19 protein-coding genes are annotated in these 23,788 nt (G+C 32.9%); 13 read left to right on the top strand and 6 right to left on the bottom strand.

All coding sequences use genetic code 11. The annotated features are described in order from the left end of the window. Nucleotides 1–224: 224 nt before the first annotated feature. From L1276_RS01145 to L1276_RS01200, 12 genes are all read left to right on the top strand, one after another. Nucleotides 225–986, top strand: a complete 762-nt coding sequence (locus L1276_RS01145; RefSeq protein ID WP_253784617.1) for a Rossmann-like and DUF2520 domain-containing protein — start codon at nucleotides 225–227, stop codon at nucleotides 984–986. Continuing rightward, entirely contained in the window at nucleotides 970–1,497 is a 528-nt protein-coding gene (locus tag L1276_RS01150; RefSeq protein ID WP_253784618.1) for an HAD family hydrolase, read from the top strand. The genes L1276_RS01145 and L1276_RS01150 overlap by 17 nt, the downstream gene beginning before the upstream one ends. 184 nt (nucleotides 1,498–1,681) lie before the next feature. Next, on the top strand, nucleotides 1,682–2,608 hold the full coding sequence (locus L1276_RS01155) for a geranylgeranylglycerol-phosphate geranylgeranyltransferase (protein ID WP_253784619.1): 927 nt from the start codon (nucleotides 1,682–1,684) through the stop codon (nucleotides 2,606–2,608). Continuing rightward, entirely contained in the window at nucleotides 2,601–3,185 is a 585-nt protein-coding gene (locus tag L1276_RS01160) for a Maf-like protein (protein WP_253784621.1), read from the top strand. The genes L1276_RS01155 and L1276_RS01160 overlap by 8 nt, the downstream gene beginning before the upstream one ends. A gap of 10 nt (nucleotides 3,186–3,195) precedes the next feature. Continuing rightward, nucleotides 3,196–3,726 carry a mechanosensitive ion channel domain-containing protein gene (locus L1276_RS01165; protein ID WP_253784623.1) on the top strand — a complete coding sequence of 177 codons (531 nt, stop codon included), beginning with the start codon at nucleotides 3,196–3,198 and terminating at the stop codon, nucleotides 3,724–3,726. A gap of 114 nt (nucleotides 3,727–3,840) precedes the next feature. Then, a complete protein-coding gene (locus tag L1276_RS01170) occupies nucleotides 3,841–4,941 on the top strand; it encodes an AI-2E family transporter (protein ID WP_253784626.1) in 1,101 nt (366 codons plus the stop codon). An 86-nt stretch (nucleotides 4,942–5,027) separates the two neighbouring features. Further along, nucleotides 5,028–6,857 (top strand): hypothetical protein, encoded by a 1,830-nt coding sequence (locus tag L1276_RS01175; protein WP_253784628.1) that lies wholly within the window; start codon nucleotides 5,028–5,030, stop codon nucleotides 6,855–6,857. A 184-nt stretch (nucleotides 6,858–7,041) separates the two neighbouring features. Beyond that, nucleotides 7,042–7,557, top strand: a complete 516-nt coding sequence (locus L1276_RS01180) for a hypothetical protein (RefSeq protein ID WP_253784630.1) — start codon at nucleotides 7,042–7,044, stop codon at nucleotides 7,555–7,557. 214 nt (nucleotides 7,558–7,771) lie between these two features. After that, the gene (locus L1276_RS01185; RefSeq protein WP_253784632.1) at nucleotides 7,772–9,397 is read left to right on the top strand and encodes a hypothetical protein; all 1,626 of its coding nucleotides are present in this window, start codon (nucleotides 7,772–7,774) and stop codon (nucleotides 9,395–9,397) included. A 187-nt stretch (nucleotides 9,398–9,584) separates the two neighbouring features. Further along, nucleotides 9,585–12,116 (top strand): PIG-L family deacetylase, encoded by a 2,532-nt coding sequence (locus L1276_RS01190; protein ID WP_253784634.1) that lies wholly within the window; start codon nucleotides 9,585–9,587, stop codon nucleotides 12,114–12,116. Between the two features lie 121 nt (nucleotides 12,117–12,237). After that, nucleotides 12,238–13,962 carry a sodium:solute symporter gene (locus L1276_RS01195; RefSeq protein ID WP_253784636.1) on the top strand — a complete coding sequence of 575 codons (1,725 nt, stop codon included), beginning with the start codon at nucleotides 12,238–12,240 and terminating at the stop codon, nucleotides 13,960–13,962. Between the two features lie 212 nt (nucleotides 13,963–14,174). After that, on the top strand, nucleotides 14,175–14,804 hold the full coding sequence (locus tag L1276_RS01200) for an MCP four helix bundle domain-containing protein (protein WP_253784638.1): 630 nt from the start codon (nucleotides 14,175–14,177) through the stop codon (nucleotides 14,802–14,804). 15 nt (nucleotides 14,805–14,819) lie between these two features. On the opposite strand, the gene L1276_RS01205 is transcribed toward L1276_RS01200, so the two are convergent. The 4 genes from L1276_RS01205 to L1276_RS01220 form a co-directional block, all read right to left on the bottom strand. Further along, nucleotides 14,820–15,233: a nuclear transport factor 2 family protein gene (locus L1276_RS01205; RefSeq protein WP_253784641.1), complete on the bottom strand. Its 414-nt coding sequence runs from the start codon at nucleotides 15,231–15,233 to the stop codon at nucleotides 14,820–14,822. Next, nucleotides 15,233–15,760: a TetR/AcrR family transcriptional regulator gene (locus tag L1276_RS01210; protein ID WP_253784643.1), complete on the bottom strand. Its 528-nt coding sequence runs from the start codon at nucleotides 15,758–15,760 to the stop codon at nucleotides 15,233–15,235. Before L1276_RS01210 ends, L1276_RS01205 begins: the two co-directional genes overlap by 1 nt. 141 nt (nucleotides 15,761–15,901) lie before the next feature. Then, the gene (locus tag L1276_RS01215) at nucleotides 15,902–16,276 is read right to left on the bottom strand and encodes a DUF779 domain-containing protein (protein ID WP_253784645.1); all 375 of its coding nucleotides are present in this window, start codon (nucleotides 16,274–16,276) and stop codon (nucleotides 15,902–15,904) included. A gap of 69 nt (nucleotides 16,277–16,345) precedes the next feature. Next, nucleotides 16,346–17,851, bottom strand: a complete 1,506-nt coding sequence (locus L1276_RS01220; protein WP_253784647.1) for an aldehyde dehydrogenase family protein — start codon at nucleotides 17,849–17,851, stop codon at nucleotides 16,346–16,348. Between the two features lie 272 nt (nucleotides 17,852–18,123). Between L1276_RS01220 and pheT the strand changes: the two genes are divergently transcribed. Then, the gene (gene pheT / locus L1276_RS01225; protein WP_253784649.1) at nucleotides 18,124–20,544 is read left to right on the top strand and encodes a phenylalanine--tRNA ligase subunit beta; all 2,421 of its coding nucleotides are present in this window, start codon (nucleotides 18,124–18,126) and stop codon (nucleotides 20,542–20,544) included. Between the two features lie 231 nt (nucleotides 20,545–20,775). Here pheT and L1276_RS01230 read toward each other — a convergent pair whose 3' ends face one another. Continuing rightward, nucleotides 20,776–21,600 (bottom strand): N-acetylmuramidase family protein, encoded by an 825-nt coding sequence (locus L1276_RS01230; RefSeq protein WP_253784652.1) that lies wholly within the window; start codon nucleotides 21,598–21,600, stop codon nucleotides 20,776–20,778. Next, nucleotides 21,597–23,750, bottom strand: coding sequence for a hypothetical protein (locus L1276_RS01235; RefSeq protein WP_253784654.1), 2,154 nt, complete (start codon nucleotides 23,748–23,750; stop codon nucleotides 21,597–21,599). The genes L1276_RS01230 and L1276_RS01235 overlap by 4 nt, the downstream gene beginning before the upstream one ends. Nucleotides 23,751–23,788 lie beyond the last annotated feature (38 nt).

The raw sequence follows: 23,788 nt of genomic DNA on the forward strand, positions 1-23,788 counted from the left end.
AATGTTGATTTGAGGTAAATGTTATTTGTTAATAAAAACCAAATAATCGGGATGAATAATAGGCTGCAGATTACACCTATTAAATGGATTATTTTTTTGGTTTCTTTTATTTTTCACAATAAATAAAACATAAATCTTTATAAATCAATATAATCGACGTAATCGATATTCAAACTTAGTCAGACCATATTTTCTTTAGAAAAAATAATGTTAATTTTGCGATTATGATTCGACTCACGATTATTGGTTCCGGAAACGTTGCACAGCATCTGATAAAAGCTTTTTCAGCAAGTTCTCATGTAGAAATTGTACAGGCTTTTTCGAGAAAAAAAGAAGCTTTGATTCATCTTCTTGATTCAGAAAAAATTGTAAGCGATTTTTCAGCTTTAAAAGAAGCCGATTTATATATTATTTCGATTTCAGATAATGCTATTTCCGAAGTTTCAAATCAGCTTCCTTTTGAAAACCAGCTTGTTGTTCATACTTCAGGAACAACTTCAATTGATATTTTGAATTCAAAAAACAGAAAAGGCGTTTTTTATCCGTTACAAACCTTTTCTAAAAGTAAGGCCGTTGATTTTTCAGTTATTCCAATTTGTTTAGAAACTGAAAATCAGGATGATTATAAAATTTTAGAAAACACCGCAAAAAGCATTTCAAATGCCGTATTCAGTATAAGTTCTGAACAAAGAAAAGCGCTGCACGTCGCTGCCGTTTTTGTAAACAACTTCACCAATCATTTGTACCAAATTGGTCAGGAGATCTGCGAAGAACATCAGGTTCCTTTTGAGGTTTTGAGACCTTTAATTCAGGAAACTGCCGAAAAAATTAAAACTTTAGATCCAGTTGACGCTCAAACTGGTCCGGCAAAACGCCATGATTCAGTTACAACCGATGCGCATTTGGACTTTATTACCAATGAAAATCAAAAAAATATTTATAAAATACTAACACAATCTATACAGAATAATGGCAAAAAGTTATAAAGAAATAATGAACGACATTACAACATTTATTTTTGATGTTGATGGCGTACTTACAGACAGTTCCGTTTTTGTAACCACAGAAGGAGAAATTCTTCGTACGATGAATATTCGTGACGGTTATGCGATGAAAGCGGCTGTAGAAAGCGGTTACAATGTCTGCATTATTTCTGGCGGAAGCAATGAAGGCGTTCGCGTACGACTTCGCAATTTAGGAATTACCGATATTCATTTAGGAACTCCTGATAAGGTTAAAACATTTAAAGAATATACTGAAGTAAATAATATCAAACCAGAACAGGTTTTATATATGGGAGATGACATTCCTGATTTTCACGTAATGAAATTGGTAGGCTTACCTGCCTCTCCTCAAGATGCGGTCCCGGAAATTAAGAATATCTGCCGTTATATTTCGCACGTAAAAGGCGGAAAAGGTGCTGCACGTGACGTTATCGAACAAGTTATGAAAGTACAGGGAAAATGGATGGAACATTTTAATGGACAGCACGATTAGTGTTCCGTTTTTTAGTATTCAGCCGCAGTTTCAGTGTTCAGTTGTAGTATTTAGTTTGCAGTCGCAGTATTCAGTCACAGTTTACGGTGAATAAAATCTCTGAACCTTTGCCTCTCTGCCTCTTTGAACCTTAAAAAAACCTTAGAATCTCAGCATCTTAGAACCTTAGCAACTTCAAAATAAAATGAAATACTTAAAACTAATTCGATATAAAAATCTACTTATGCTTGCTTTTATGCAGGTTTTATTCCGTTATGCCTTTTTAAAACAGCAAGATGTTCCTTTGGCCCTGGCAGACTGGCAATACGGACTTTTGGTTTTAAGTACAGTTTTGCTGGCTGCAGCTGGTTATGTTATCAATAATATTTATGATGTTGCGACAGATACGATTAATAAACCGCAGGATGTTGTTATTGGCAAAGGAATTTCGGAAACCAGAGCTTACAATATTTATATAGGATTAAATGTTACGGGTGTTGCATTAGGATTTTATCTTTCTAATGTGATTATGAGACCAATGTTTTCTTCTTTATTTATTTTTATTGCCTCTTTTCTTTATTTCTATGCGACTAATTTAAAGCAGATTATGATTCTGGGGAATTTTGTGGTTGCTTTACTGCTTTCTATAAGCGTTTTAATCATTGGCGTATTTGATTTATTTCCAGCTACAACTACTGAGAATCAAGCCCAAATGGCCAGTTTATTTTCTATATTAGTAGATTATGCACTATTTGCTTTCATGATCAATTTTGTGCGCGAAATAGTGAAAGATATTGAAGACATGGATGGCGATTACAATCAAGGAATGAACACACTGCCAATTGCTATTGGAAAAAGCAGAGCAACAAAAATTGCATTAGGATTTGCCATAATTCCGTTTATTTTGTCATTGTTGTACATCAATAAATATTTCTTCGAAAATAATCTGTTAATTGTTACGTTTTATACGTTTGTTTTTGTTCTTGCTCCTTTATTATATTTTATAGTGAAGATATTCAGCGCCAAAACCAAAAAAGATTTTCATCATTTAAGTACCATTTTAAAACTGATTTTGTTCTTCGGGATTTTATCGATTTTGGTAATCAGCTTAAACCATCAATATAATGCTTAGAGAAAAACTAAAAAAATATAAAATCATTTTAGCTTCGGGATCGCCCCGCAGACAGCAGTTTTTTAAAGATTTGGATCTTGATTTCGAAATCCGTTTAAAAGATGTAGAAGAAATCTATCCACCTGAACTAAAAGCGGTTGAAATAACTGATTTTCTGGCTGAATTAAAGGCAAATGCTTTTGAAGGCGAACTGCTTGAAAATGAAATATTAGTAACAAGCGACACAATCGTTTGGCATAAAAACAAAGCTTTAGGAAAACCAAAAAGCGCTCAAGATGCCTTTGATATGATCAAATCAATGTCGAATGCTGCTCATGAAGTCATTACATCGGTTTGTTTTAAAACTTCGACTGCTTCTACCCTTTTGCATGATATTACAAAAGTTACTTTCAAGGATTTATCAGACGAAAGTATACTATATTATATAGAAAATTATAAACCTTACGATAAAGCTGGTGCTTATGGCATTCAGGAATGGTTTGGTTTTATGGCAGTTACAAAAGTTGAAGGTTCTTATACTAATGTTATGGGACTTCCCACAGCCAAAGTTTACGAATATTTGACTACATTAGTGTAAAAATTTATTTATGTTTTCTTTCAAAGAATATTCTCAGGAAATATTTGCTACAATAATTCTTCTTTTAGCTTTAGTGGCTTTAAGAATGATTACTGCCAAATTAATTCGTCGTTTTGCCGCCTCAAGTCACTTATTAGAACATCGTACTAATTTAGTTATCAAATACACTCATGTTTTTATGAATATTTTGGTTGTAATTAGTTTGATTGTAATTTGGGGTGTAGAAACCAAAGATATATTCATTACCGTTTCATCAATCGCAACCGTTATTGGTGTTGCCATGTTTGCACAATGGTCTATTTTGAGCAATATTACTTCTGGAATGATCTTGTTTTTTTCATTCCCGTTCCGAATCGGTGATACTATAAAAATTCACGATAAAGATTTTCCAATTGAAGCTGAAATAGAAGATATCAATACCTTTCATGTAAGTTTGCGAACCAAAGAAGGCGAAAAAATCATTTTTCCCAATAATCTACTTTTGCAAAAGGGAATTTCCGTAATGCCTGCACATTACGAAGAGAAAGAATTTTTTGACTAATTTTTGAATGGGAATTTTATAAAGTATATAGAAAAAGCTGGAACGTTATAATTTAATTATATTATAATATTTGCTTAACCAACTATACATTTATTTATAAAATTTCACCAAAAAATGACTCAACCTCTAAAGTTGCCGTTTTATGCAAAACTTGCCTGCATATTAGTAAGCTTAATTTCGTTTGCATATATATTCTGCATTGCCAAAGACATATTTACTCCGGTCTTATTAGCCTTTTTGTTTGCTGTTTTACTGCTTCCCATTTTTACTTTTTTAAATACAAAATTTAAGTTTCCAAGGCATTTAGCAGCAATTGTTTGTGTATTAATTTTTCTCTCCTTTATTGTAGGCATTCTAGTCTTTATATCCTATCAGGTTACCAATATGGCGAATGATTTTGATACAATTAAAAAGAATGCAAACTCTTTTATAATTGAAATTCACAAATTTATCAAGGAAAATTTCCAGGTAAGTATTGGCGAACAAAAAAAATATCTTGATACAGTTACAAAAGACTCTGTTAAAAACGGAAATGCAACTTTAGGTTCAGCTATAATATCAATAAGTGATGTAGTTTTAGACAGTACTATTATTGTAATTTATACGTTTCTTTTCTTAATCTATAAAGAGCATTTTAAATTGTTTTTAGCAAAACTTATAAGTAAAGAAAACCATTCTGTTTTAAAAGATATCCTTTCACAAATCAAAGTTTCGATCAACAATTATATTGTGAGTTTAATTATCGAAATGATTGTTGTTTCTGTCCTTACAAGTTTAGGATTATGGATTATTGGGATTAAATATTTCATTTTATTAGGTTTGATAACCGGAATTTTAAATCTGGTTCCTTACATCGGAATTTTAATTGCAGGTATAATAACAGTTTTGGCTTCGTTGACAGGTTCTGGAGAAATCTCAGTAATTACAGGAATTTTAATTGTAAATGTAATTGTTCAGCTGATTGATAACAACCTGCTTGTTCCTTTAATTATAAATTCAAAAGTCGAAATAAATGCCTTCGTTTCTATTATGGGAATTATTGTGGGCGGAGCTGCTGCAGGAATTGCCGGAATGTTTCTCGCAATACCGCTTTTAGCGATATTAAAAATCATTTTTGACAGAATCGAATCTCTTGAACCCTGGGGATATTTAATGGGAAACCATATGCCGAGAAAATTTGCATGGCGAGTTCGAAGAGCCAAAGTACAAGAATAAAATCTGTTGAATTATGAATTATTTGTATTATTTATCTTAAATTCATAGAATAATCAGCCTTAAAATAAAGTTTTAAATTGATCTGAATGTTACTAAATAAAAAAATAATTGTTTTTATTTCCTTATGCTTTTGTTTTCAAAGCATATATGCTCAGACAGATAAAACAAAAAAAGAAAGTTCTCCTAAAAAAGACAGTACCGAGATTTATACTAAAATAAAAAACTATTCTAAAAAAAATAAGTTTACGCAAACCCTGCATAAGCTTCTTTTTAGAACAAAAAGAGCTAAAAAAAAGGAAATTATTATACCTACTGATTCTCAAAATTATGAAGGTAAAATTATTCGTAATATAAATGTTATTACGCTGGATCCTTTTGGCTATTCTATTACAGATACAACTGTACAACCTAAAAACTGGGGAGAAAGAACCGGAAACAGGCTGCATTTAAAAACTAAAAAAATAGCGATCTATAATCTTCTTTTATTTAAAAGAAATGTTCCCTACGATACTTATAAGGTACAGGAATCTGAACGTTTGATTCGTGCACAAAGATATGTCACTGCAGTAAGGATTACTCATGAACTGGCAGGTGCTGCTTCTGATTCTGTTGATGTTACCATCCGCGTTTTAGATTCATGGAGCACCATTCCGAAGTTTTCAATATCCAGCAACAGAGTTTCTGTGGGATTTAAAGAAAAAGATTTTTTTGGATCAGGACAGCAGTTAGAATATAGTTTTACAAATAGATTTGATGATGGAGCAAACGGTAACGATATAACCTATACAGTTCCAAACATAAAAAATACCTATATCTCAACTGTACTTCATTACAATATGGACCTCGATAACAATTATACTAAAAGTATAGATATCGAGAGAGATTTCTATTCGCCTTTAACTAAATGGGCAGGCGGTGTTTTTGTAGGCCAGAATTTTAGAAAAGACACTTTGCAGGCACCCGATCAATCTTTTGCGTTTCAAACTTTTAAAAATAATTTTCAGGATTTATGGGTGGGCAAAGCCACAAAAGTATATGAAGATGATAATGAAGCCATAACCAATTTAATTACATCTGCCCGTTTTTTAAATGTCAATTATACTGAATCGCCTGATTCTTTGCATGATCCAACAAAATTCTATTCAGATGAAAAACTTCTTTTAATGGGAATTGGGCTTAACAGACGTAAGTTTATCAAAGACAGTTATATTTTTAGAAATGGGCAAATAGAAGACGTTCCTATTGGAAGAATTTACGGAATTACTTTAGGATATCAATACAAAAATTCTATGTGGAGACCGTATGCCGGTGCACAGTTTTCTTTTGGAAATTATTATCGTTTTGGATTCTTAAGTATGAATTTTGAAATGGGAACCTATTTACATCAGTCAAAAACCTATCAAACATCATATTTGTTTGAAGCCAATTATTTTACAAAACTTTATAATCTTGGAAATTGGAAATTAAGGCAGTTTATAAACCCAAAAGTGGTAGTTGGTGCCAATCATGAAGATATTATAGGAGATCAGCTTAATATAAATGAACAAAACGGTCTGGCCGGATTTAATAGTGCTTTATACGGAACAAGTAAAACAGTTTTATCATTACAAACCCAAACGTATTCGCCATATGCTCTTTGGGGATTCCGTTTAAATCCATTTTTTAATTATTCGATTGCGTTTTTAGGAAGCCCTAATAATGCTATGTTTGACAGCAAATCCTATTCAAAAGTTACTTTAGGTTTATTAATTAGTAATGACTACTTAGTTTTCAGTTCATTTCAGCTGTCACTGTCATATTATCCAAGTATACCTTTTCAGGGTGATAATGTTTTCAAAACCAATACTTTTGAAACTACTGATTATGGATTGCAAAGTTTTGAACTCGCAAAACCAAAAACCGTAGAATATAAATAATGCTGCTTATTTTGGATTTTTTTTCTCTTTTTTTAAGACTTTAAAAATCAATATTTTGCATAAAACTCACCTTTATTTTACTCGTTAAAAAACATATTTTATTCGACAAAATACAATCGTTTTTTATTTTTGGCACGGTATATGAAAATCTCTAAACAAGATTAACATTTAAACTTTAGAAAAGATGAAAACAATAAAGATAGCAATCGCCGGATTATTTCTTTTGGTTGCAAATGCCGCACAAGCTCAGGTGTCGATTAACGTTAATATAGGAACACCTCCAGCGTGGGGACCTGCAGGATATTCTGAAATGGAATATTATTATCTTCCAGATATTGAAGCTTATTATGATGTACGTGCATCTCAATTCATCTATTACGGAAGAGGAAAATGGGTTAGAACAACTTATTTACCAAGACAATACAGAAACTATGATTTATACGGAGGATACAAAGTAGTTTTAACAGATTACCACGGAAGAACTCCTTATACTTACTTTGACCGCCATAAAGTAAAATATTACAGAGGATACCACGGTACACCGCAAAGACCTTACAAACCAAGACCGGTTTACGGATATAATGATCGCCGTCATGATCACAGAGATTACAAACATCATGACAAACATGATAAACACCACGGAAAACACGATAGACATGATCGTGATGATGACAGACATGAAGGCCGTGGAAGAAGATAATATTGAATGCTGATGATTCAATACAAGAGAGTATCAAAATTATTGATACTCTCTTTTTTTTAACTATTTTTTTCAATAACTTTAGTTAAAACAGTGCATTATTCACATAAATATCTTAACACGATGATTTTAAGCTATTTATTAACAAAATAATCTTGTTTTATTCTATTTATAACATACATTTGCAGCGAATTTCAAATCCAAAAACTCAATTATGAAAAAGAATATTTATTTATTTTCATTTTTAACTCTATCACTTTTAATTTCATGCGATAACAGTGATGACAACAAAAACGACAACCAATCGTTAAACAACATTACCATTACTTCTGATCAAAACACTTTAAATCAAAGACTTGATTACACTAACTCAGGAGTAGTTGCTATCGAAAACGGTTCTTTAACAGGCAAAACTGCCGAAAATACCGTTACAACTTTTCCTTTAGTTCAGATTGCCGAAGTAAAACCGCCGGTAGATGCAAACGGAAAAACATTGCAGGCAAGTCATGTTACCGTTAACGGAAACTATGCTTATGTTTCTTACATCACAAGAGGTGATGTTTATTCTGGGGCAATCGACGTTATTGATGTTTCAGATCCTTATAAACCAAAACTGGTTACATCTGCTTTAATTCCTAATACAGATATCACATCACTTACCTACTCTAACGGAAACCTTATTATTGGTGCTGCGAAAGATGTAGATAAAGATCCGTTACTAGGTAATAACCCTGCCATCGTTTTTAACATGCCATTAAGCTCAGGATTATTAACTGATAAAGTAACTACTAATTACTTAGAAAGCAGAGTAACTACAGATGTTGCAGCGAATGCTTCTAATTATTTTGCCGTAACTGGAGATAACGGAAGTTTATTTAAAATAAATACTTCTACAAAAGCAATTACAGGAAAAACTGCAATGGCAGATTTACGTTCGATTGCATTAACAACTGATAAAGTTGTGACACTAAGCGGAACCAAAGGAGTTAATATTTACAATCAATCAACACTTGCTTTGCAAAAAAGCTTTTCAACATCTACAGATGTAAGCGGTGCAAAAAGAACAATGGATATTGACGGAACTAAACTTTTAGTTTCTGAAGGTCGAAATGGTCTTGGTGTTTATGATATTAACAGTGGTTCAAAATTACAAACTATTGCCATTGCAACGGCAGGAGAAGATAATGTGACCAATGCCGTTTCTATAAACGATGGTTATGCATTTCTTGCAAATGGTGCATTAGGACTTAACGTTTACCAGTCAGGAACACAGCTTAATGCCTTAGGTTCTGTAGGAATTGCGGGTTCTTCAAACTATGTAAAATCAAGCGGTAACTATATCTATGTGGCCAGCGGAACAGGCGGTTTGAAAATCATTAAGATGGAAAAACCAAATACTACATTTGCAAGCTGTTTATCTTATGGCATTTACAATCAGGGTAAAGATTTAGTTTTAAACTCAAATGAAACCAAATCATACCAAGGAGCCACTTCAATAAATTCAGTAATCGTAAATTCTGGAGCGACATTAACACATTGTGGTGCTATCTCAGTTTTAAGTAACTTAACTTTAAACAGCAATGGTACTTTTAATATGAGAGGAAGTTTATCTCAAGGTAAATATCAGCAGTCAAATCCAACAGAACTTGTTATTAACAGTAATTCAGTGTTGCAAATTGAAGGTTCAGTTGTAATTTGGGGAGATTTAAGATTAAACAGCGGGGCTAAAATTAATTTCATTGGAAATGATTCTTCTATTACTATCTACGGAAAAGTAACTAAAGGAAGTAACGTAACAATTGCAGGAACTTACAGAGACACCGAAAATAAATTAAAATAAATTGTAAGCGTCAAACCGCATTACAATTTAAACAGATACAAGCTGTCAGATTTATTTCTGGCAGCTTTTTTTGTTTTATTCTTAAAATTTAAGGTACAATTATTGTGCGTTAACATTTCATTTAAATAATCTTCCATAAAATAATTAGTATTTTTGGAACAATTTCAAAAAAACAACTAACTCTGCCATGCGAAAAATACAGGTTTTATTTCTTCTTTTATTTTTTATAGGTTTTCAAATCACGTTTGCACAACAGCCTCAAAAGCCAAATTCAGTTGAAATTTACAATCAGATTAAAAAATTAAACTTTTTAGGTTCTGTATTGTATCTTGCTGCGCATCCGGATGACGAAAATACACGTATGATTTCGTATCTGGCTAATGAAATGCATGCCAGAACTGGTTATTTGTCTTTAACGAGAGGCGACGGCGGACAAAACTTAATTGGTTCACAATTGCGTGAATTACTTGGAGTTATTAGAACTCAGGAATTAATTGAGGCTAGAAAAATAGACGGCGGAGAACAGTTTTTTTCAAGAGCAAACGATTTTGGTTTTTCTAAAAACCCGGATGAAACACTTCAAATCTGGGATAAAGATAAAGTTCTTGCCGATGTGGTTTGGACAATCAGAAATTTTCAGCCGGACATTATCATCAATCGTTTTGATCATCGTTCGCCGGGAACTACCCATGGACATCATACATCATCTGCAATGTTAAGCGTCGAAAGTTTTAAATTAACAAATGACCCTAAAATATATCCGGAACAGCTTAAATATGTTGCGCCGTGGCAGGTAAAACGCCAGTTTTTTAACCCATCCTGGTGGTTTTACGGAAGCCAGGAAAAATTCGATGCTGCTAATAAATCCAAGTTTACCAAACTAGAAACAGGTGTTTATTATACAGGAACAGGAAAATCAAATCAGGAAATTGCCGCTTTAAGCCGAAGCCGTCATCAATCCCAAGGTTTTGGAAGTACAGGAGTTCGCGGTTTAGAAACGGAATACCTTGAACTTATTAATGGGGAAAGTCCAAAAGACCGCGATAATTTATTTGATGGAATTGATACAAGCTGGAATCGTGTTAAAAACGGAAAACCAATTGGAGATTTAATTTCAACGATTATTGATAAGTACAACTTCAGCAATCCATCTGCCAGCATTCCAGATTTAGTAAAAGCGTATACAATGATTGAAGCTTTAAACGATACACATTGGAAAAATGTGAAATTAGCAGCAATCAAAAATAGTATTGCCTCTTGTTCTGGTTTATATCTTGAAGCCGTTGCCAGCGAACAGGAAGCTACTCCTGGAAGTATTGTAAAATTAAGCTTAGAAGCCATTAACAGATGTGCTGTTGGAATGGAATTGACCAGCATTACCACATTGCCAGACAATAAAACTACGGTTCAAAACAGTATTTTAAAAGACAATAACGATCAAAGAATCAATCTGCAAATACAACTTCCAAATAACATTGAATATACACAGCCTTATTGGTTAAAAGAAAAAGCAACTGTTGGAATGTATACGGTTTCAAATCAGCAAAATATTGGAATTCCAGACATTATCAGAGAAGTAAAAGTAATTTTCAATGTAAAAATAAACAATGTCGAAATTCCGTTTGAGCGTACGGTTGTGTACAAATATAATGACGGTGTAAAAGGCGAAATGTATAATTTTCTGGATATTGTTCCAGAAGTTACGACTTCGATCTTAGAAAGAGTATTGGTTTTTAGAGATACCAAAAGTAAAATGGTACCAGTAAAAGTACGCGCTGGAAAAGACGATTTAAAAGGAAATTTACAATTAGAACTGCCAAAAAGCTGGAATGTATCTCCAAAACAAATTCCGTTTTCTTTAGATAAAAAAGGAACAGAACAGATTTTCTATTTTGAAGTTACGCCTCCAATAAATCCTGAAGAAATTTCAGCAAAAAGTATTGCTGCAGTTGATAATAAACGCTTTGACAGAGATCAAACTATTATTGATTTCAATCATATTACCAAACAAATGGTTTTAAAACCAGCTGAATCAAAATGTATCAGAATCGATTTAAAAACTTCTGGTGATGCAATTGCTTACATTATGGGCGCTGGCGACGAAGTACCAGAAAGTTTAATTCAAATGGGATATAAAGTTTCTATTTTAAAACCGGAAGAAATTACTCCCGAAAAATTAGATTCATTCAGCACTGTTATTACAGGAATTCGTGCTTACAACACCGTAAATGCATTAGCTAACAAACAAAACATCTTGTTTAATTTTGTAAAAAGCGGTAAAAACATGATCGTACAATACAATACAAACGGGAAATTAGTAACTGATAAAATCGCACCTTATCCGTTAAAATTATCAAATGACCGTGTAACCGAGGAAAATGCTAAAGTAACATTTCTTGCACCCAATCATCCGGTTTTAAATACGCCAAACAAAATTACTTCTAAAGATTTTGAAGGCTGGACACAAGAACAAGGTTTATATTATCCAGATGAATTTGATCCTGCCTTTACTCCTATTATTTCATCACATGACAAAGGAGAATCGGCTAAAAAAGGAGCTTTATTAGTTGCACCTTACGGAAAAGGGTATTACATCTATACCGGCTTAAGTTTCTTTAGAGAATTACCCGAAGGTGTTTCTGGCGCATACAAATTACTATCGAATATCATTTCGCTAAAACAACCTATTGAAGCTCCAAAACAAGATATAAAGCAATAAAACTCAAAATATGGAAGCTAAAAAAACAAAAAAATGGAAAAAAAGCTACACCTACGTTTTGGTCGCTAACGCAATTTATATTGTGATTTTTTTCTTAATCATGCAATTTTATTCATAACCTATGCAGCTATTTGACTGGATCGTACTTATTGTAACCCTTTTATTCATTGTTGGATATGGTTCATGGAAAACCAAAGGAAGTAAAAACGTTGAAGATTTCATTTTAGGAAACAACGAAACGCCTTGGTACACCGTTGGGCTTTCAGTAATGGCAACCCAGGCCAGTGCCATTACCTTTTTATCTACACCCGGACAAGCTTATCATGACGGAATGGGATTTGTGCAATTCTATTTTGGACTGCCAATTGCCATGATTGTAATTTGTTTGACCTTTATTCCGCTTTATCATAAAAACAAAGTTTTTACAGCCTATGAATTTCTGGAAAAACGATTTGATGTAAAAACACGTTCACTTGCCGCTATTCTATTCTTAGTTCAAAGAGGATTAGGAACGGGACTTACCATATATGCCCCGGCCATTATTTTGTCGGCACTTTTAGGATGGAACCTTACCGTAATGAACATCATCATTGGAGTTATGGTAATTATTTATACATTTTCCGGAGGAACAAAAGCCGTAAACGTTACACAGAAACAACAGATGTTTGTAATCATGTCAGGAATGTTCATTACCTTTTTTCTGATCTTACATTATCTTCCAAACGATATGACTTTTACAAGTGCCTTGCATATTGCAGGTGCAAACGATAAAATGAATATCGTAGATTTCTCTTTTGATCCCGAAGAAAAATATACTTTTTGGAGCGGTATTACCGGAGGTTTTTTCTTGGCCCTCGCCTATTTTGGTACAGATCAATCGCAGGTTGGAAGATATTTATCCGGAAAATCAGTTGCAGAAAGTCAGATGGGATTAATCATGAACGGACTTTTAAAAGTTCCTATGCAGTTTTTTATTCTGCTTACCGGAGTTATGGTTTTTGTGTTTTTCCAATTCAATCCGGTTCCGTTAAACTTCAATCCGAATAATAAAATTGTTATTGAAAAATCAATTTACAAAGAAGAATATCATACTTTAGAAAATAAACTAAGTAAACTTTCCGAAGATAAAAAAGTAATCAACCTTTTATATATCGATCAGTTAAATCAAGATTATGATAATCCGATTCTGAGAAAAGAATTAGTGAATTTATCCAATAAAGAAAAAGATTTACGCGACCGTGCCAAAGAAATCATTTCCAGAGCCGACAGCAACAGCGAAACAAATGATAAAGATTATGTCTTTTTTCATTTTATTCTGCATTATTTGCCAAGAGGATTAATTGGTTTACTGCTTGCGGTAATTCTTTCTGCTGCCATGTCGTCAACCGCTTCGGGATTAACTGCTTTGGCCTCTACAACTGCAATAGACATTTACAAAAGAAATCTCAAAACCGAAAAATCAGAGAAGCATTATCTTAATGCCACTAAGTTTTTTACATTGTTTTGGGGAATTATCGCCATACTTTTCGCCTGCGTAGGAACTTTGTTTGAGAATTTAATTCAGCTTGTAAACATCATTGGTTCTATCTTTTACGGAACAGTTCTGGGGATTTTCCTTGTTGGTTTTTACCTAAAAAGAGTTCAGGCAAAGCCAATGTTTATCAGTGCCATTATCAGCCAGTTAACCATTTTTGTAATTTATTATTACATGATTTATAGTCAGGAAAAATTAGGTTATTTATGGCTGAATTTCATTGGTGCAATTTTAACAATTTTCTTGTCGCTTATATTGCAGTTCTTGTTTTTTAAAGGAAAACCAAATGATGAAGATTTGATATTAAAATAATACATCTCTTGTTATTACCCATAGATTGTCATTTCGACGAAGGAGAAATCGCACTGGAGAATCGACAAAGATTGGCGACTTTCTACACGAAAATACTAATGCGATCTCTCCTCCGTCGAAATGATGCTATTATGATTTTCAAAATCTAAATACTGCTAAGTCAGAAACAAATCTTTATCTTTGAGAAAAGCAATTTCTTAAACTAAAGCATTATGAGAGACCATAAAAAATACAGCAATAAAACCAAAGCGGCTTTTGTATTGCTGATTGTAATGCTCATCATTTTATTAGGGAACTTTAATACACTCCAAAATTCTAAAAATGTAAATGAAAACATCAATGCGATTTATAAAGACAGATTGGTTGTGGCGCATTATATTTTTCAATATTCCAAACAATTACATTTCATAAAAGCGGAAGCAGAAAAACTGGATTTAAGCGATAATATCAAAAAAAATGAAATCATTCATACCCTTGATATTATTCATACTATTGATGATTTGTATGCCAAAACGGTTTTGACCAATAAAGAAAAACAATACTTTGATGCTTTTCTAAGTTCCTGTAAAGAAATCAACAAACAGGTTGAAAACAAAAACTGGGATAAAATTGCCAGTTCAAGTACCGAAGCTTTAAAAACTTTAGAATCTTTATCTCAGATTCAGATTAAAGAAGGAAAAGCGAAACTCGCAGGTGCAAATGCTATGTACAGTAAAAACAATAGTTTAGGACAGCTTCAAATTGCTTTATTAATAATTTTAGGCGGTATAACTTTTTATCTTTTAGTTGTAAAAAAAATCAAGAGAAAGATAAAAATTCCGGAACCGCCTAGTATGAATTAATTTATGGCATAGAATTTATCCTAATTTCCTGTCTTCTTCCTTTATTTGAAGGTCATTAATACTGGCAAATCTCTTTTGCATTAAACCGTTAGCATCAAATTCCCAGTTCTCATTTCCGTAAGCCCTGAACCAGTTTCCGTTAATATCCTGATATTCATATTCAAATCTTACGGCAATTCTATTTTCAGTATGAGCCCAATATTCTTTTTTTAATTTGTAATTTCTCTCTTTCTTCCATTTTTCGGTTAAAAAAAGAACAATCTCCTCACGTCCGTTTACGAACTTATCTCTGTTTCTCCATTCGCTGTTTATTGTATATGCTTTTGAAACTCGTTCCGGATCCTGACTGTTCCAGGCATCTTCTGCCAATTGAATTTTTTCTATTGCCGTTTCTAAGGTAAAAGGCGGCAATGGTAATTTCTGTTCCATTATTTTAAAATTAAAGTTTGAAGTATTTTTTTTGATTGTTCTATTAACTCGTTTGATTTAAACAACTGACTTTCGATTATACAGCTTTCAAATAATAAATACACATGATCTGAAACTTGTTCCTCTTTTAAAACAGCTCTAAAATAATTGCGTAAATCACTTTTATGACTTTGAATAACGCTGCGTATTTTACTATTATCAGGTGGAATCTCCGAAAGTATATTTAAGAAACTGCAGCCTCTAAAGTTTTCTTTTGCATTCATGAAAATCAAAAAATCAAAAGAGGATAAAACTTTAGAATTTGAATCTTCTGTATTTAAAGTAAATTGCTTCAATTCATCAAACCAAAAAGAATGACGCTGCTTCAAAAAAGCAACACACAAATCTTCTTTTGATTTAAAGTGCTGATAAAAACTGGCTTTGGCTACTTTCGCTTCCTCAATAATTTGATTAATTCCCGTAGCATTATATCCTTGTTTATGAAATAAAGTAAAAGTCTTTTCTAAAATTCGTTCTTTAGGCAGCATTTTCAATAAATTAGAATACAAATATAATAGTTTTTCAAAACAAATAGACAGACTTGTCTGTTTATTTTAAAAAATAAAAAAGACGCATCAAAATGCGTCTCTACAGAAAAAAACCTCTGAACCTTTGAACCTCTCTCCCTTTCAATCAAAAACCTTTACAGGTTCTAAATCCTTCTCTTCTTCATTTGTAAAAATTCTATATTCAATTTGAAAAGTCTTTTTTAAAGGTGTTTCCAAAGAAAAACCTCCTACACCAAAAGCATCAATTACTTTAAGAGTAAAATGTGCATGTTTCCAATATTCGAATAAATCTTTATCGACCCAAAATTCAGTATCTTCAATAACACCAATACATACATCACCCATTCGCTGGTAATATCCTCCTTTTTCAAAACATTGCGGCTGAGTTCCTTCACAACATCCGCCTGCCTGGTAAAACATCAAATCACCATGTTTTTCTTTTAGAATTTGTATTAATTCTATAGCTTCTTTTGTTGCATCTAACCTTTTTATCATAACCTTTTTTGATTAAATTAAAAAAAGGCAAGTCCGAAAACTTACCTTTTAAACCAATATAATAACTATTTAAAAGAACCCTAATTTCTTTTTATCATAAGAAATCAGCATGTTTTTGGTCTGACGATATTGACTCAACATCATTTTATGATTTTCACGACCAATTCCGGATTGTTTATATCCTCCAAACGGTGCGCCCGCAGGATAAGAATGGTATTGGTTTATCCAGACACGGCCGGATTGAATCGCTCTTGGAACCTGATAAATTTCGTGTGCATCACGTGTCCATACTCCTGCACCTAAACCGTACATAGTATCATTTGCGATTTCGATTGCTTCTTCGGTAGTTTTAAAAGTGGTTACTGCCAAAACAGGTCCAAAAATTTCTTCCTGGAAGATTCTCATTTTATTGTGTCCTTTAAACAAAGTAGGTTTGATATAATAACCGCCTTCAAGATCACCTCCTAAATGGTTAACATCTCCTCCAGTCAGTAATTCTGCTCCTTCTTCTTTTCCTAATTTAATATATGACAGGATTTTTTCTTTTTGAACTAATGAAGTCTGGGCCCCAATCATAGTTGATTTGTCTAACGGATTTCCTGCAATAATGGCTTCTGTTCTTTCGATCACTTTAGTAATAAACTTGTCATAAATATCTTGATGAATCAATAATCTTGACGGACAAGTACAAATTTCTCCTTGATTTAAAGCAAACAATACAGCGCCTTCAATGGCTTTATCGAAGAAATCGTCATCATGATCTGCGACAGACGGGAAGAAAATATTTGGTGATTTTCCGCCTAATTCTAAAGTTACCGGAATAATATTTTCAGTCGCATACTGCATTACCAAACGTCCTGTAGTAGTAGAACCTGTAAATGCGGCTTTAGCGACTTTCTTGTTTGTAACCAACGAACGCCCAAGCTCTGCACCAAAGCCGTTTACAATATTTAAAACTCCCGGAGGAAGAATATCTCCTATTAATTCCATTAAAACCATTATAGAAATTGGTGTACTTTCTGCTGGTTTTAAAACAATAGTATTTCCTGCTGCAAGAGCCGGAGCAATTTTCCAGACAGCCATTAAAATTGGGAAATTCCACGGAATAATCTGTGCTACAACACCTAATGGTTCGCTTAAAGCAATTGAAACGGTCTGCGAATCGAGCTCTGCAATTGAACTTTCTTCGGCACGGATTACACCGGCAAAATATCTGAAGTGATCAATTGCCAGCGGAATATCGGCTGCAAGGGTTTCACGAATTGGTTTTCCGTTATCGATCGTTTCAACCGCTGCGATATACTCTAAATTGTCTTCGATTTTTTGTGCAATCTTATTCAATAAAATACTTCGCCCTGTTACTGAAGTTTTTCCCCAAGTTTTAAACGCTTCGTACGCGGCATCTACAGCTTTTTCAAGATCTTCTTTACCAGAATGTGCTGCTTTTGTAAAAACTTTTCCATCTATAGGAGAAACTACATCAAAATACTCGCCTGTAACGGGTGCTGTAAATTTTCCATTGATGTAATTGTCGTATTTTGCCTTAAATTCAGGTCTTTGTGTGGTTGTGCTCATAATTAGTAATTTTGGATTTATTTCAAATTTACCTTCATAATCTGAAAGAGAATAGCACTTTTCGTTCATCTAATAGCACAAATATTACACTTTTGGTTTTATAAGTTTCTTTTAATATTTTTTTATTAAAATTTTAATACAAAAAATACAAAATACTTATTCCTGTAAGCTTTTTCATAAATTAAATACAGTGAGAAAAAACCAAATAATTTCTTTCTTACTACAATTCGCAATTCTTATATTTGTATCCACATAAAAAGAATAAAACTAACATGAAAATATCTTACAACTGGTTAAAACAGTTTATTAAAACTGATTGGACATCTGAACAAACTTCTGAACTATTGACAGATTTAGGTCTTGAAGTTGAAGTTGTCGAGAAATACCAGTCTATTAAAGGCGGATTAGAAGGGGTTGTTGTAGGACATGTACTTACTTGTGAAAAACACCCTGATGCTGACAGATTAAAAGTTACTACTGTAAATATTGGTCTAGAAGCACCTGTACAAATTGTATGCGGTGCTGCAAATGTTGCCGCCGGGCAAAAAGTACCGGTTGCTACTATTGGAACTATTTTATATGATCAGGAAGGCGCTGAGTTTACTATTAAAAAAGGTAAAATCCGCGGACAGGACAGTCACGGAATGATTTGTGCCGAGGATGAATTAGGTCTTGGAACAAGCCATGACGGAATTATGGTTTTGGATGAAAACCTGGTTCCGGGTACTCCTGCCTCTGAAGTTTTCCAGATTGTAAATGATGAGGTTTTCGAAATTGGATTAACACCTAACCGTGCCGATGCAATGAGTCATTTTGGAACTGCTCGTGATTTAAGAGCGGGAATGCTTCAACGCGGTGTTAATATTGAATTGATCACACCGTCTGTAAGTAATTTTAGAGTAGATATGCGTACGCTTAAAATTGATGTTAATGTTGAAGAACCAACTTTGGCACCAAGATACTGCGGTGTAACCATCTCAGGAATTACAGTTCAGGAATCTCCAAACTGGTTACAAGATCGTTTAAAAGCGATTGGTTTAACGCCAAAAAATAATATCGTTGACGTTACTAATTATGTATTACATGAATTAGGACAGCCGCTTCATGCTTTTGATGCTGCAAAAATCAATGGTAAAGTAATCGTTAAAACATTACCAGCAGGAACTAAGTTTACAACATTAGATGATGTTGAAAGAACGTTACATGCAGAAGATTTAATGATCTGCGACGAAAAAGGACCGCTTTGTATTGCAGGTGTTTTTGGAGGAAAAAAATCAGGAGTTTCTGAAGGAACAACAACTATTTTCTTAGAAAGTGCTTATTTTGATGCTGTAAGTGTTCGTAAAACAGCCAAAAGACATCAATTGAATACGGATGCATCTTTTAGATTTGAAAGAGGAATTGACCCAACCATTACTGAATATGCTTTAAAACGTGCTGCACTTTTGATTCAGGAAGTTGCGGGCGGAAAAATCACTTCTGATGTTGTAGAAGTATACCCTAAAAAAGTAGAAGATTTTTCGGTTTTATTGAATTTCAGCCACGTTTCTAAAATCATCGGACAGGAAATTCCAAAAGATACAATCAAAAAAATATTAGTTTCTTTAGACATTAAGGTAAACAGTGTTTCTGATACCGGTTTAGGATTAACAATTCCTGCATACCGTGTTGACGTACAGCGAGAAATTGACGTTATAGAGGAAATCCTAAGAGTTTATGGTTACAACAATATTGAGTTTTCTAAAAAATTCAATGCAACGGTGGCCAACTCTCCAAGAACAGAAGATTATAAAGTACAAAATGTTATCGCTTCTCAATTAAACTCACAAGGTTTTCATGAAATGATGGCAAACTCTTTAACAACAGCTGCGTATGCTAAATTATCTACTGCTTTAAAAGAAGAACACAACGTTACGATGTTAAATCCTTTAAGCAGTGATTTATCTACAATGCGTCAGTCTTTATTGTTTTCTGCCTTAGAAGCAATTTCATATAATATAAACAGAAGAAATTCAGATTTAAAATTATTTGAATTCGGAAAATCATATCATAAATACCTTAACGGATACGAAGAGCACAAACATTTGACTTTATCTATTTCAGGAAACCGAAATAAAGAAAGCTGGACATCGCCGCAAAAAGGAACCGATTTCTTTTTACTAAAAGGATATGTAAAAGGTGTTTTAGCACGTTTGGGAATTGAAAAGATTTCGAATACTCCGGTTCAATCTGATATTTTCTCAGAAGGAACTTCTATTTGCTATAACAATGATACATTGGTTGAAATGGGAGTGGTTAAAAAATCAATCTTAAAGCATTTCGGAATTAAACAGGATGTTTATTATGCTGATTTTAACTGGGATTTGGTTCTTAAAATCATTACCGGAAAAATTAAATACACTGAGATTCCTAAATATCCTGAAGTCCGCAGAGATTTAGCTTTATTAATCGACGATAAGATAACTTACGAAAGTATCTTTAATTTGGCGAGACAAACTGAAAAAGCACTTTTAAAAGACATTAATTTATTTGATGTTTATCAGGGAAGTAAACTTCCTGAAGGCAAGAAATCGTATGCTTTGAGTTTCACGATTCAGGATAATACAAAAACACTTACGGATGCTCAAATCGATAAAATCATGTCGAAATTACAGCAGACTTTTGAAACTGAATTAGGCGCAAGCTTAAGATAATAGTTTTATCTATAGATATTCAAACCCGACAGGTTTTAAAACCTGTCGGGTTTTGTTTTTTTTGTTTCAGGTTTCAGACTTCGGGTTCTTGACTTTTTAACATAGTTTCACCGCAAAGTTCGCTAAGATTTACGCAAAGAGTTTTAAAGCTTAAAACAACTTAATTACTAATAGTTATCACAATTAACCATACCAACAAACTTGAAGTTTGAAAACTGAAACAAAAAAACTTCATTTAGAATATTTCAAATACGCACGCATTAATTTTTCGTCGTATTTATTGGTTTTATAAGCCGGACCGTTGTATTTTAAAGCAAATGATGCCCAGTTTTTACTTCTTAGAATCCCTAACAGATTATTTTTTTCTAAGAACATCCCAAAGGCTTTTAAATGTTCGCCTTCATTCTCGTTCATTTTAGCAACAAACTCGTCAATGCTCTCATAACCAATTGACACCGCATTGAATCCCATTATTTGAAAAAGGCCCCATGAAGCCGAACAATATGCTGCGTCTCTAAAATTCTTATCTGCACCTAAACTTGCCGCTTTTTCTAAACGATTATATTCTTCGGCTCCGCCCACATAATATCTTCTGTTATAGCTTTCGAACAAAATATTTCCATTTGAGCTATTAGCATAAATTCCCGGATCAATATTTCTTTTCTCGAGTTGTTTCCAAAAAATATGGCCTTCAAATAAAATCTTGGGTCTTCCATCAACCAAAAAACCTTTTCCGTTGCTTTCAACTTCGTTAACTGCTTTTACAACGGCGAGTTCCAGATTAAACTGATTGGAAAAATCAATAAGATTTTGCTCTGAAAGCAGTTTTGAATTAGAAGAAAATAAATTACCGTTCTTCGCTAAAAGTGCTGACCAGGTTTTTAATCCCACTACTCCATCTACAACCAAATTGTTGTTTAACTGAAAATCTTTAATCGCCGTATCAGTCGCTGTTCCAAAATAATCTGAAACCACAACATTGTAGTTTAATTTTGAAAGAAGTTCATTTAAATAATAAACCTCACTTGACTTTGTTCCTGATTTTATCGTTCTCATGACTTTTTGTTTATAGTAATTATTGATGCTTTCGAAAAATCGAAAACATCATTTTTGGTACCAATCAGATTGTCATTTTTATCAAAATAATTGACTTTATAAGAAATCAATGTCGAATTATTCTGTGTGTTTTTAATTATAAAGTTGAATAATATTGGGGTCGAAAATTCAGCTTTTAAGCGCTCCACGGTAAATTTACTTCCCGTTTCCTGAACCGTTAATTCAATCGTTATTTTAGTTGTTACCGTAGTCTGGCTTTTAATCTGCACTTGAACATACCTGTTATAACTAGTTGATTGTGAAACAACCTGACTAAACTCAGAACTTATGTTTTCTATATTTTCAAAATCAAAAAATACATTTTTCAATTCACCTGAAGTGGACGGATTAAGAGCTGTAAAATCTAAAAGCTTAATATCATTACTTATTAACTGTGGATAATTTTTAAAAAAAGTGCTGTTTAAATACGTTGCATTTTGGTTATAAACCAATAAAATAGAGTTGAGTTTACAATTCGAAATGGACTGATTATTAATTTGGATTTTTTTAGCTGCATTGTCAATCAAAACTTCGATAATTTCGCCAATTGTCTGTTCGATATTCAACTCAATAATACTGGTATCTTTTATTTCTTTATGTTTGAAATTGATGTTGGCGTATTGCGTTATCGTATTGTTTAAGGCATTAATCATAATACTCGCTTCCGATAAATTTTCTGTAGAAAGATTAAACAAAAAGTGTTTTCCGTCAATCGTAATATCTGACTGTTGAAGGAAATAATTACCACTTACTTCATATTCTGCCCCAATATCATTCGGAAACAAGAATTGAACCTTATCAAAATAATCCGTTGTGTCTCCTTCTATAAAATTATTTTGAAGCAGAGCAATTTTCAATTTAGCCAAATCAAAATCAGATAAACTTGGACCAATGGCAAACTGAAAACTAATTTTTGATATTTCTTCGGATGTTCCTGTACCTTCTTCATAAGCATGAAAAATCGTCGAAATACAAGGCTTCATCGTATTTAAATCCTTGGAAAGACTGTAAATCTTTGAAATCAATAGAAATGTATTAGGCTGTACCATTGATTTGTAAATCGACAGTTTACTAAAATTAAACCCTGAAACAAATATTTGCTTAAACTGCGAAAAATCTTCGTTTAAATTAAAAGGAATAGTAGTGAATCCGCCGCCAATTGTTTTATATAAACTAACCACAGGGATTGTTCCAATAGGATAACTCAACGTTTTGTTGATTTTAAGCAGAAAAGTGCTTTTTACATATTCTTCCTGAACGTCTGCACGTATGTTATTATCTCTTTGAATTTCTGAGATTACCGTTTTTGGCGCAACTCTGCTTGCCATATCAGCTTTTACGAGCAATGGACTGTTTATAAGCATTGCTTTTGGCTGAAGCGTGGTTTTTGTTGTCAAATCTTTTTTAGTGCTTATTTGGCTTCTTAAAACAGTTAGATCTCTCGCAAATAGAAAATTTCGTTTTACTTTAGAATACCCTTTAAAATCAAAAAATAAATCAATATTACACTTTAAGTCATTAATATTGGATACTAGATTTATAAAAGCAATTTTAACGGCTTCATCAATCAAATCAAATTGAATTTCCTGAGTTGTTGTATTTACAATTCCGTTTACTTTAACGAAATCACTTTTGACTTTTAAATTTAAAATGGCTTCTCTCAGGTTTAAATCAATACTTTTTTGATTGGCTTGCAGGGGTTTATTTTTGATACTGTATTTCAATGTTACTTTTCCTGAAAGACCACCTTTATTTCCTGACTTATCCGGCACATTTTCATAATAAAAAACGGTTCCGTTATTGGGCTCGATTTCAATTTGGGGAAAAAATAAGGTAATATCATTTTTAAAATAATCCTTAAAGAAAGCATTCTCTGTAATAGCGCTATCCTCTTGTATTAAAGGAAAATAGCTTTCAAATATTGGAAACCCAATTATTATAGGTTTTATTTCAATCGAATGAATTACAGGATGTTCAATAACTTTAAAGTCCGTTTCTTTTTTAAGGGTTGCAGCAGTGAAAGAAATGCTGGGTTTTGCAGGCTCAAGATTAAATCTGTTAATAGGAACTAATTTTGTTCCTTCGAGCTTGAATGTGTTTAAATCTGGCATGATGTTTTGGTTTAATGATTAGTGACTTTTAGAAAACA

Source organism: Flavobacterium sp. HSC-32F16, from assembly GCF_024171645.1.
Classification (GTDB): Bacteria; Bacteroidota; Bacteroidia; order Flavobacteriales; family Flavobacteriaceae; genus Flavobacterium.

What these genes read in the sequence shown, in the direction of transcription:
- L1276_RS01150 (WP_253784618.1), top strand. Translation starts at nt 970, where the DNA reads ATGGCAAAAAGTTATAAAGAAATAATGAACGACATTACAACATTTATT.
- L1276_RS01145 (WP_253784617.1), top strand. Translation starts at nt 225, where the DNA reads ATGATTCGACTCACGATTATTGGTTCCGGAAACGTTGCACAGCATCTG.
- L1276_RS01160 (WP_253784621.1), top strand. Translation starts at nt 2,601, where the DNA reads ATGCTTAGAGAAAAACTAAAAAAATATAAAATCATTTTAGCTTCGGGA.
- L1276_RS01155 (WP_253784619.1), top strand. Translation starts at nt 1,682, where the DNA reads ATGAAATACTTAAAACTAATTCGATATAAAAATCTACTTATGCTTGCT.
- L1276_RS01220 (WP_253784647.1), bottom strand. Translation starts at nt 17,851, where the DNA reads ATGAGCACAACCACACAAAGACCTGAATTTAAGGCAAAATACGACAAT.
- L1276_RS01210 (WP_253784643.1), bottom strand. Translation starts at nt 15,760, where the DNA reads ATGCTGCCTAAAGAACGAATTTTAGAAAAGACTTTTACTTTATTTCAT.
- L1276_RS01205 (WP_253784641.1), bottom strand. Translation starts at nt 15,233, where the DNA reads ATGGAACAGAAATTACCATTGCCGCCTTTTACCTTAGAAACGGCAATA.
- L1276_RS01230 (WP_253784652.1), bottom strand. Translation starts at nt 21,600, where the DNA reads ATGAGAACGATAAAATCAGGAACAAAGTCAAGTGAGGTTTATTATTTA.
- L1276_RS01195 (WP_253784636.1), top strand. Translation starts at nt 12,238, where the DNA reads ATGCAGCTATTTGACTGGATCGTACTTATTGTAACCCTTTTATTCATT.
- L1276_RS01175 (WP_253784628.1), top strand. Translation starts at nt 5,028, where the DNA reads ATGTTACTAAATAAAAAAATAATTGTTTTTATTTCCTTATGCTTTTGT.
- L1276_RS01235 (WP_253784654.1), bottom strand. Translation starts at nt 23,750, where the DNA reads ATGCCAGATTTAAACACATTCAAGCTCGAAGGAACAAAATTAGTTCCT.
- L1276_RS01165 (WP_253784623.1), top strand. Translation starts at nt 3,196, where the DNA reads ATGTTTTCTTTCAAAGAATATTCTCAGGAAATATTTGCTACAATAATT.
- L1276_RS01180 (WP_253784630.1), top strand. Translation starts at nt 7,042, where the DNA reads ATGAAAACAATAAAGATAGCAATCGCCGGATTATTTCTTTTGGTTGCA.
- L1276_RS01185 (WP_253784632.1), top strand. Translation starts at nt 7,772, where the DNA reads ATGAAAAAGAATATTTATTTATTTTCATTTTTAACTCTATCACTTTTA.
- L1276_RS01200 (WP_253784638.1), top strand. Translation starts at nt 14,175, where the DNA reads ATGAGAGACCATAAAAAATACAGCAATAAAACCAAAGCGGCTTTTGTA.
- L1276_RS01215 (WP_253784645.1), bottom strand. Translation starts at nt 16,276, where the DNA reads ATGATAAAAAGGTTAGATGCAACAAAAGAAGCTATAGAATTAATACAA.
- L1276_RS01190 (WP_253784634.1), top strand. Translation starts at nt 9,585, where the DNA reads ATGCGAAAAATACAGGTTTTATTTCTTCTTTTATTTTTTATAGGTTTT.
- pheT (WP_253784649.1), top strand. Translation starts at nt 18,124, where the DNA reads ATGAAAATATCTTACAACTGGTTAAAACAGTTTATTAAAACTGATTGG.
- L1276_RS01170 (WP_253784626.1), top strand. Translation starts at nt 3,841, where the DNA reads ATGACTCAACCTCTAAAGTTGCCGTTTTATGCAAAACTTGCCTGCATA.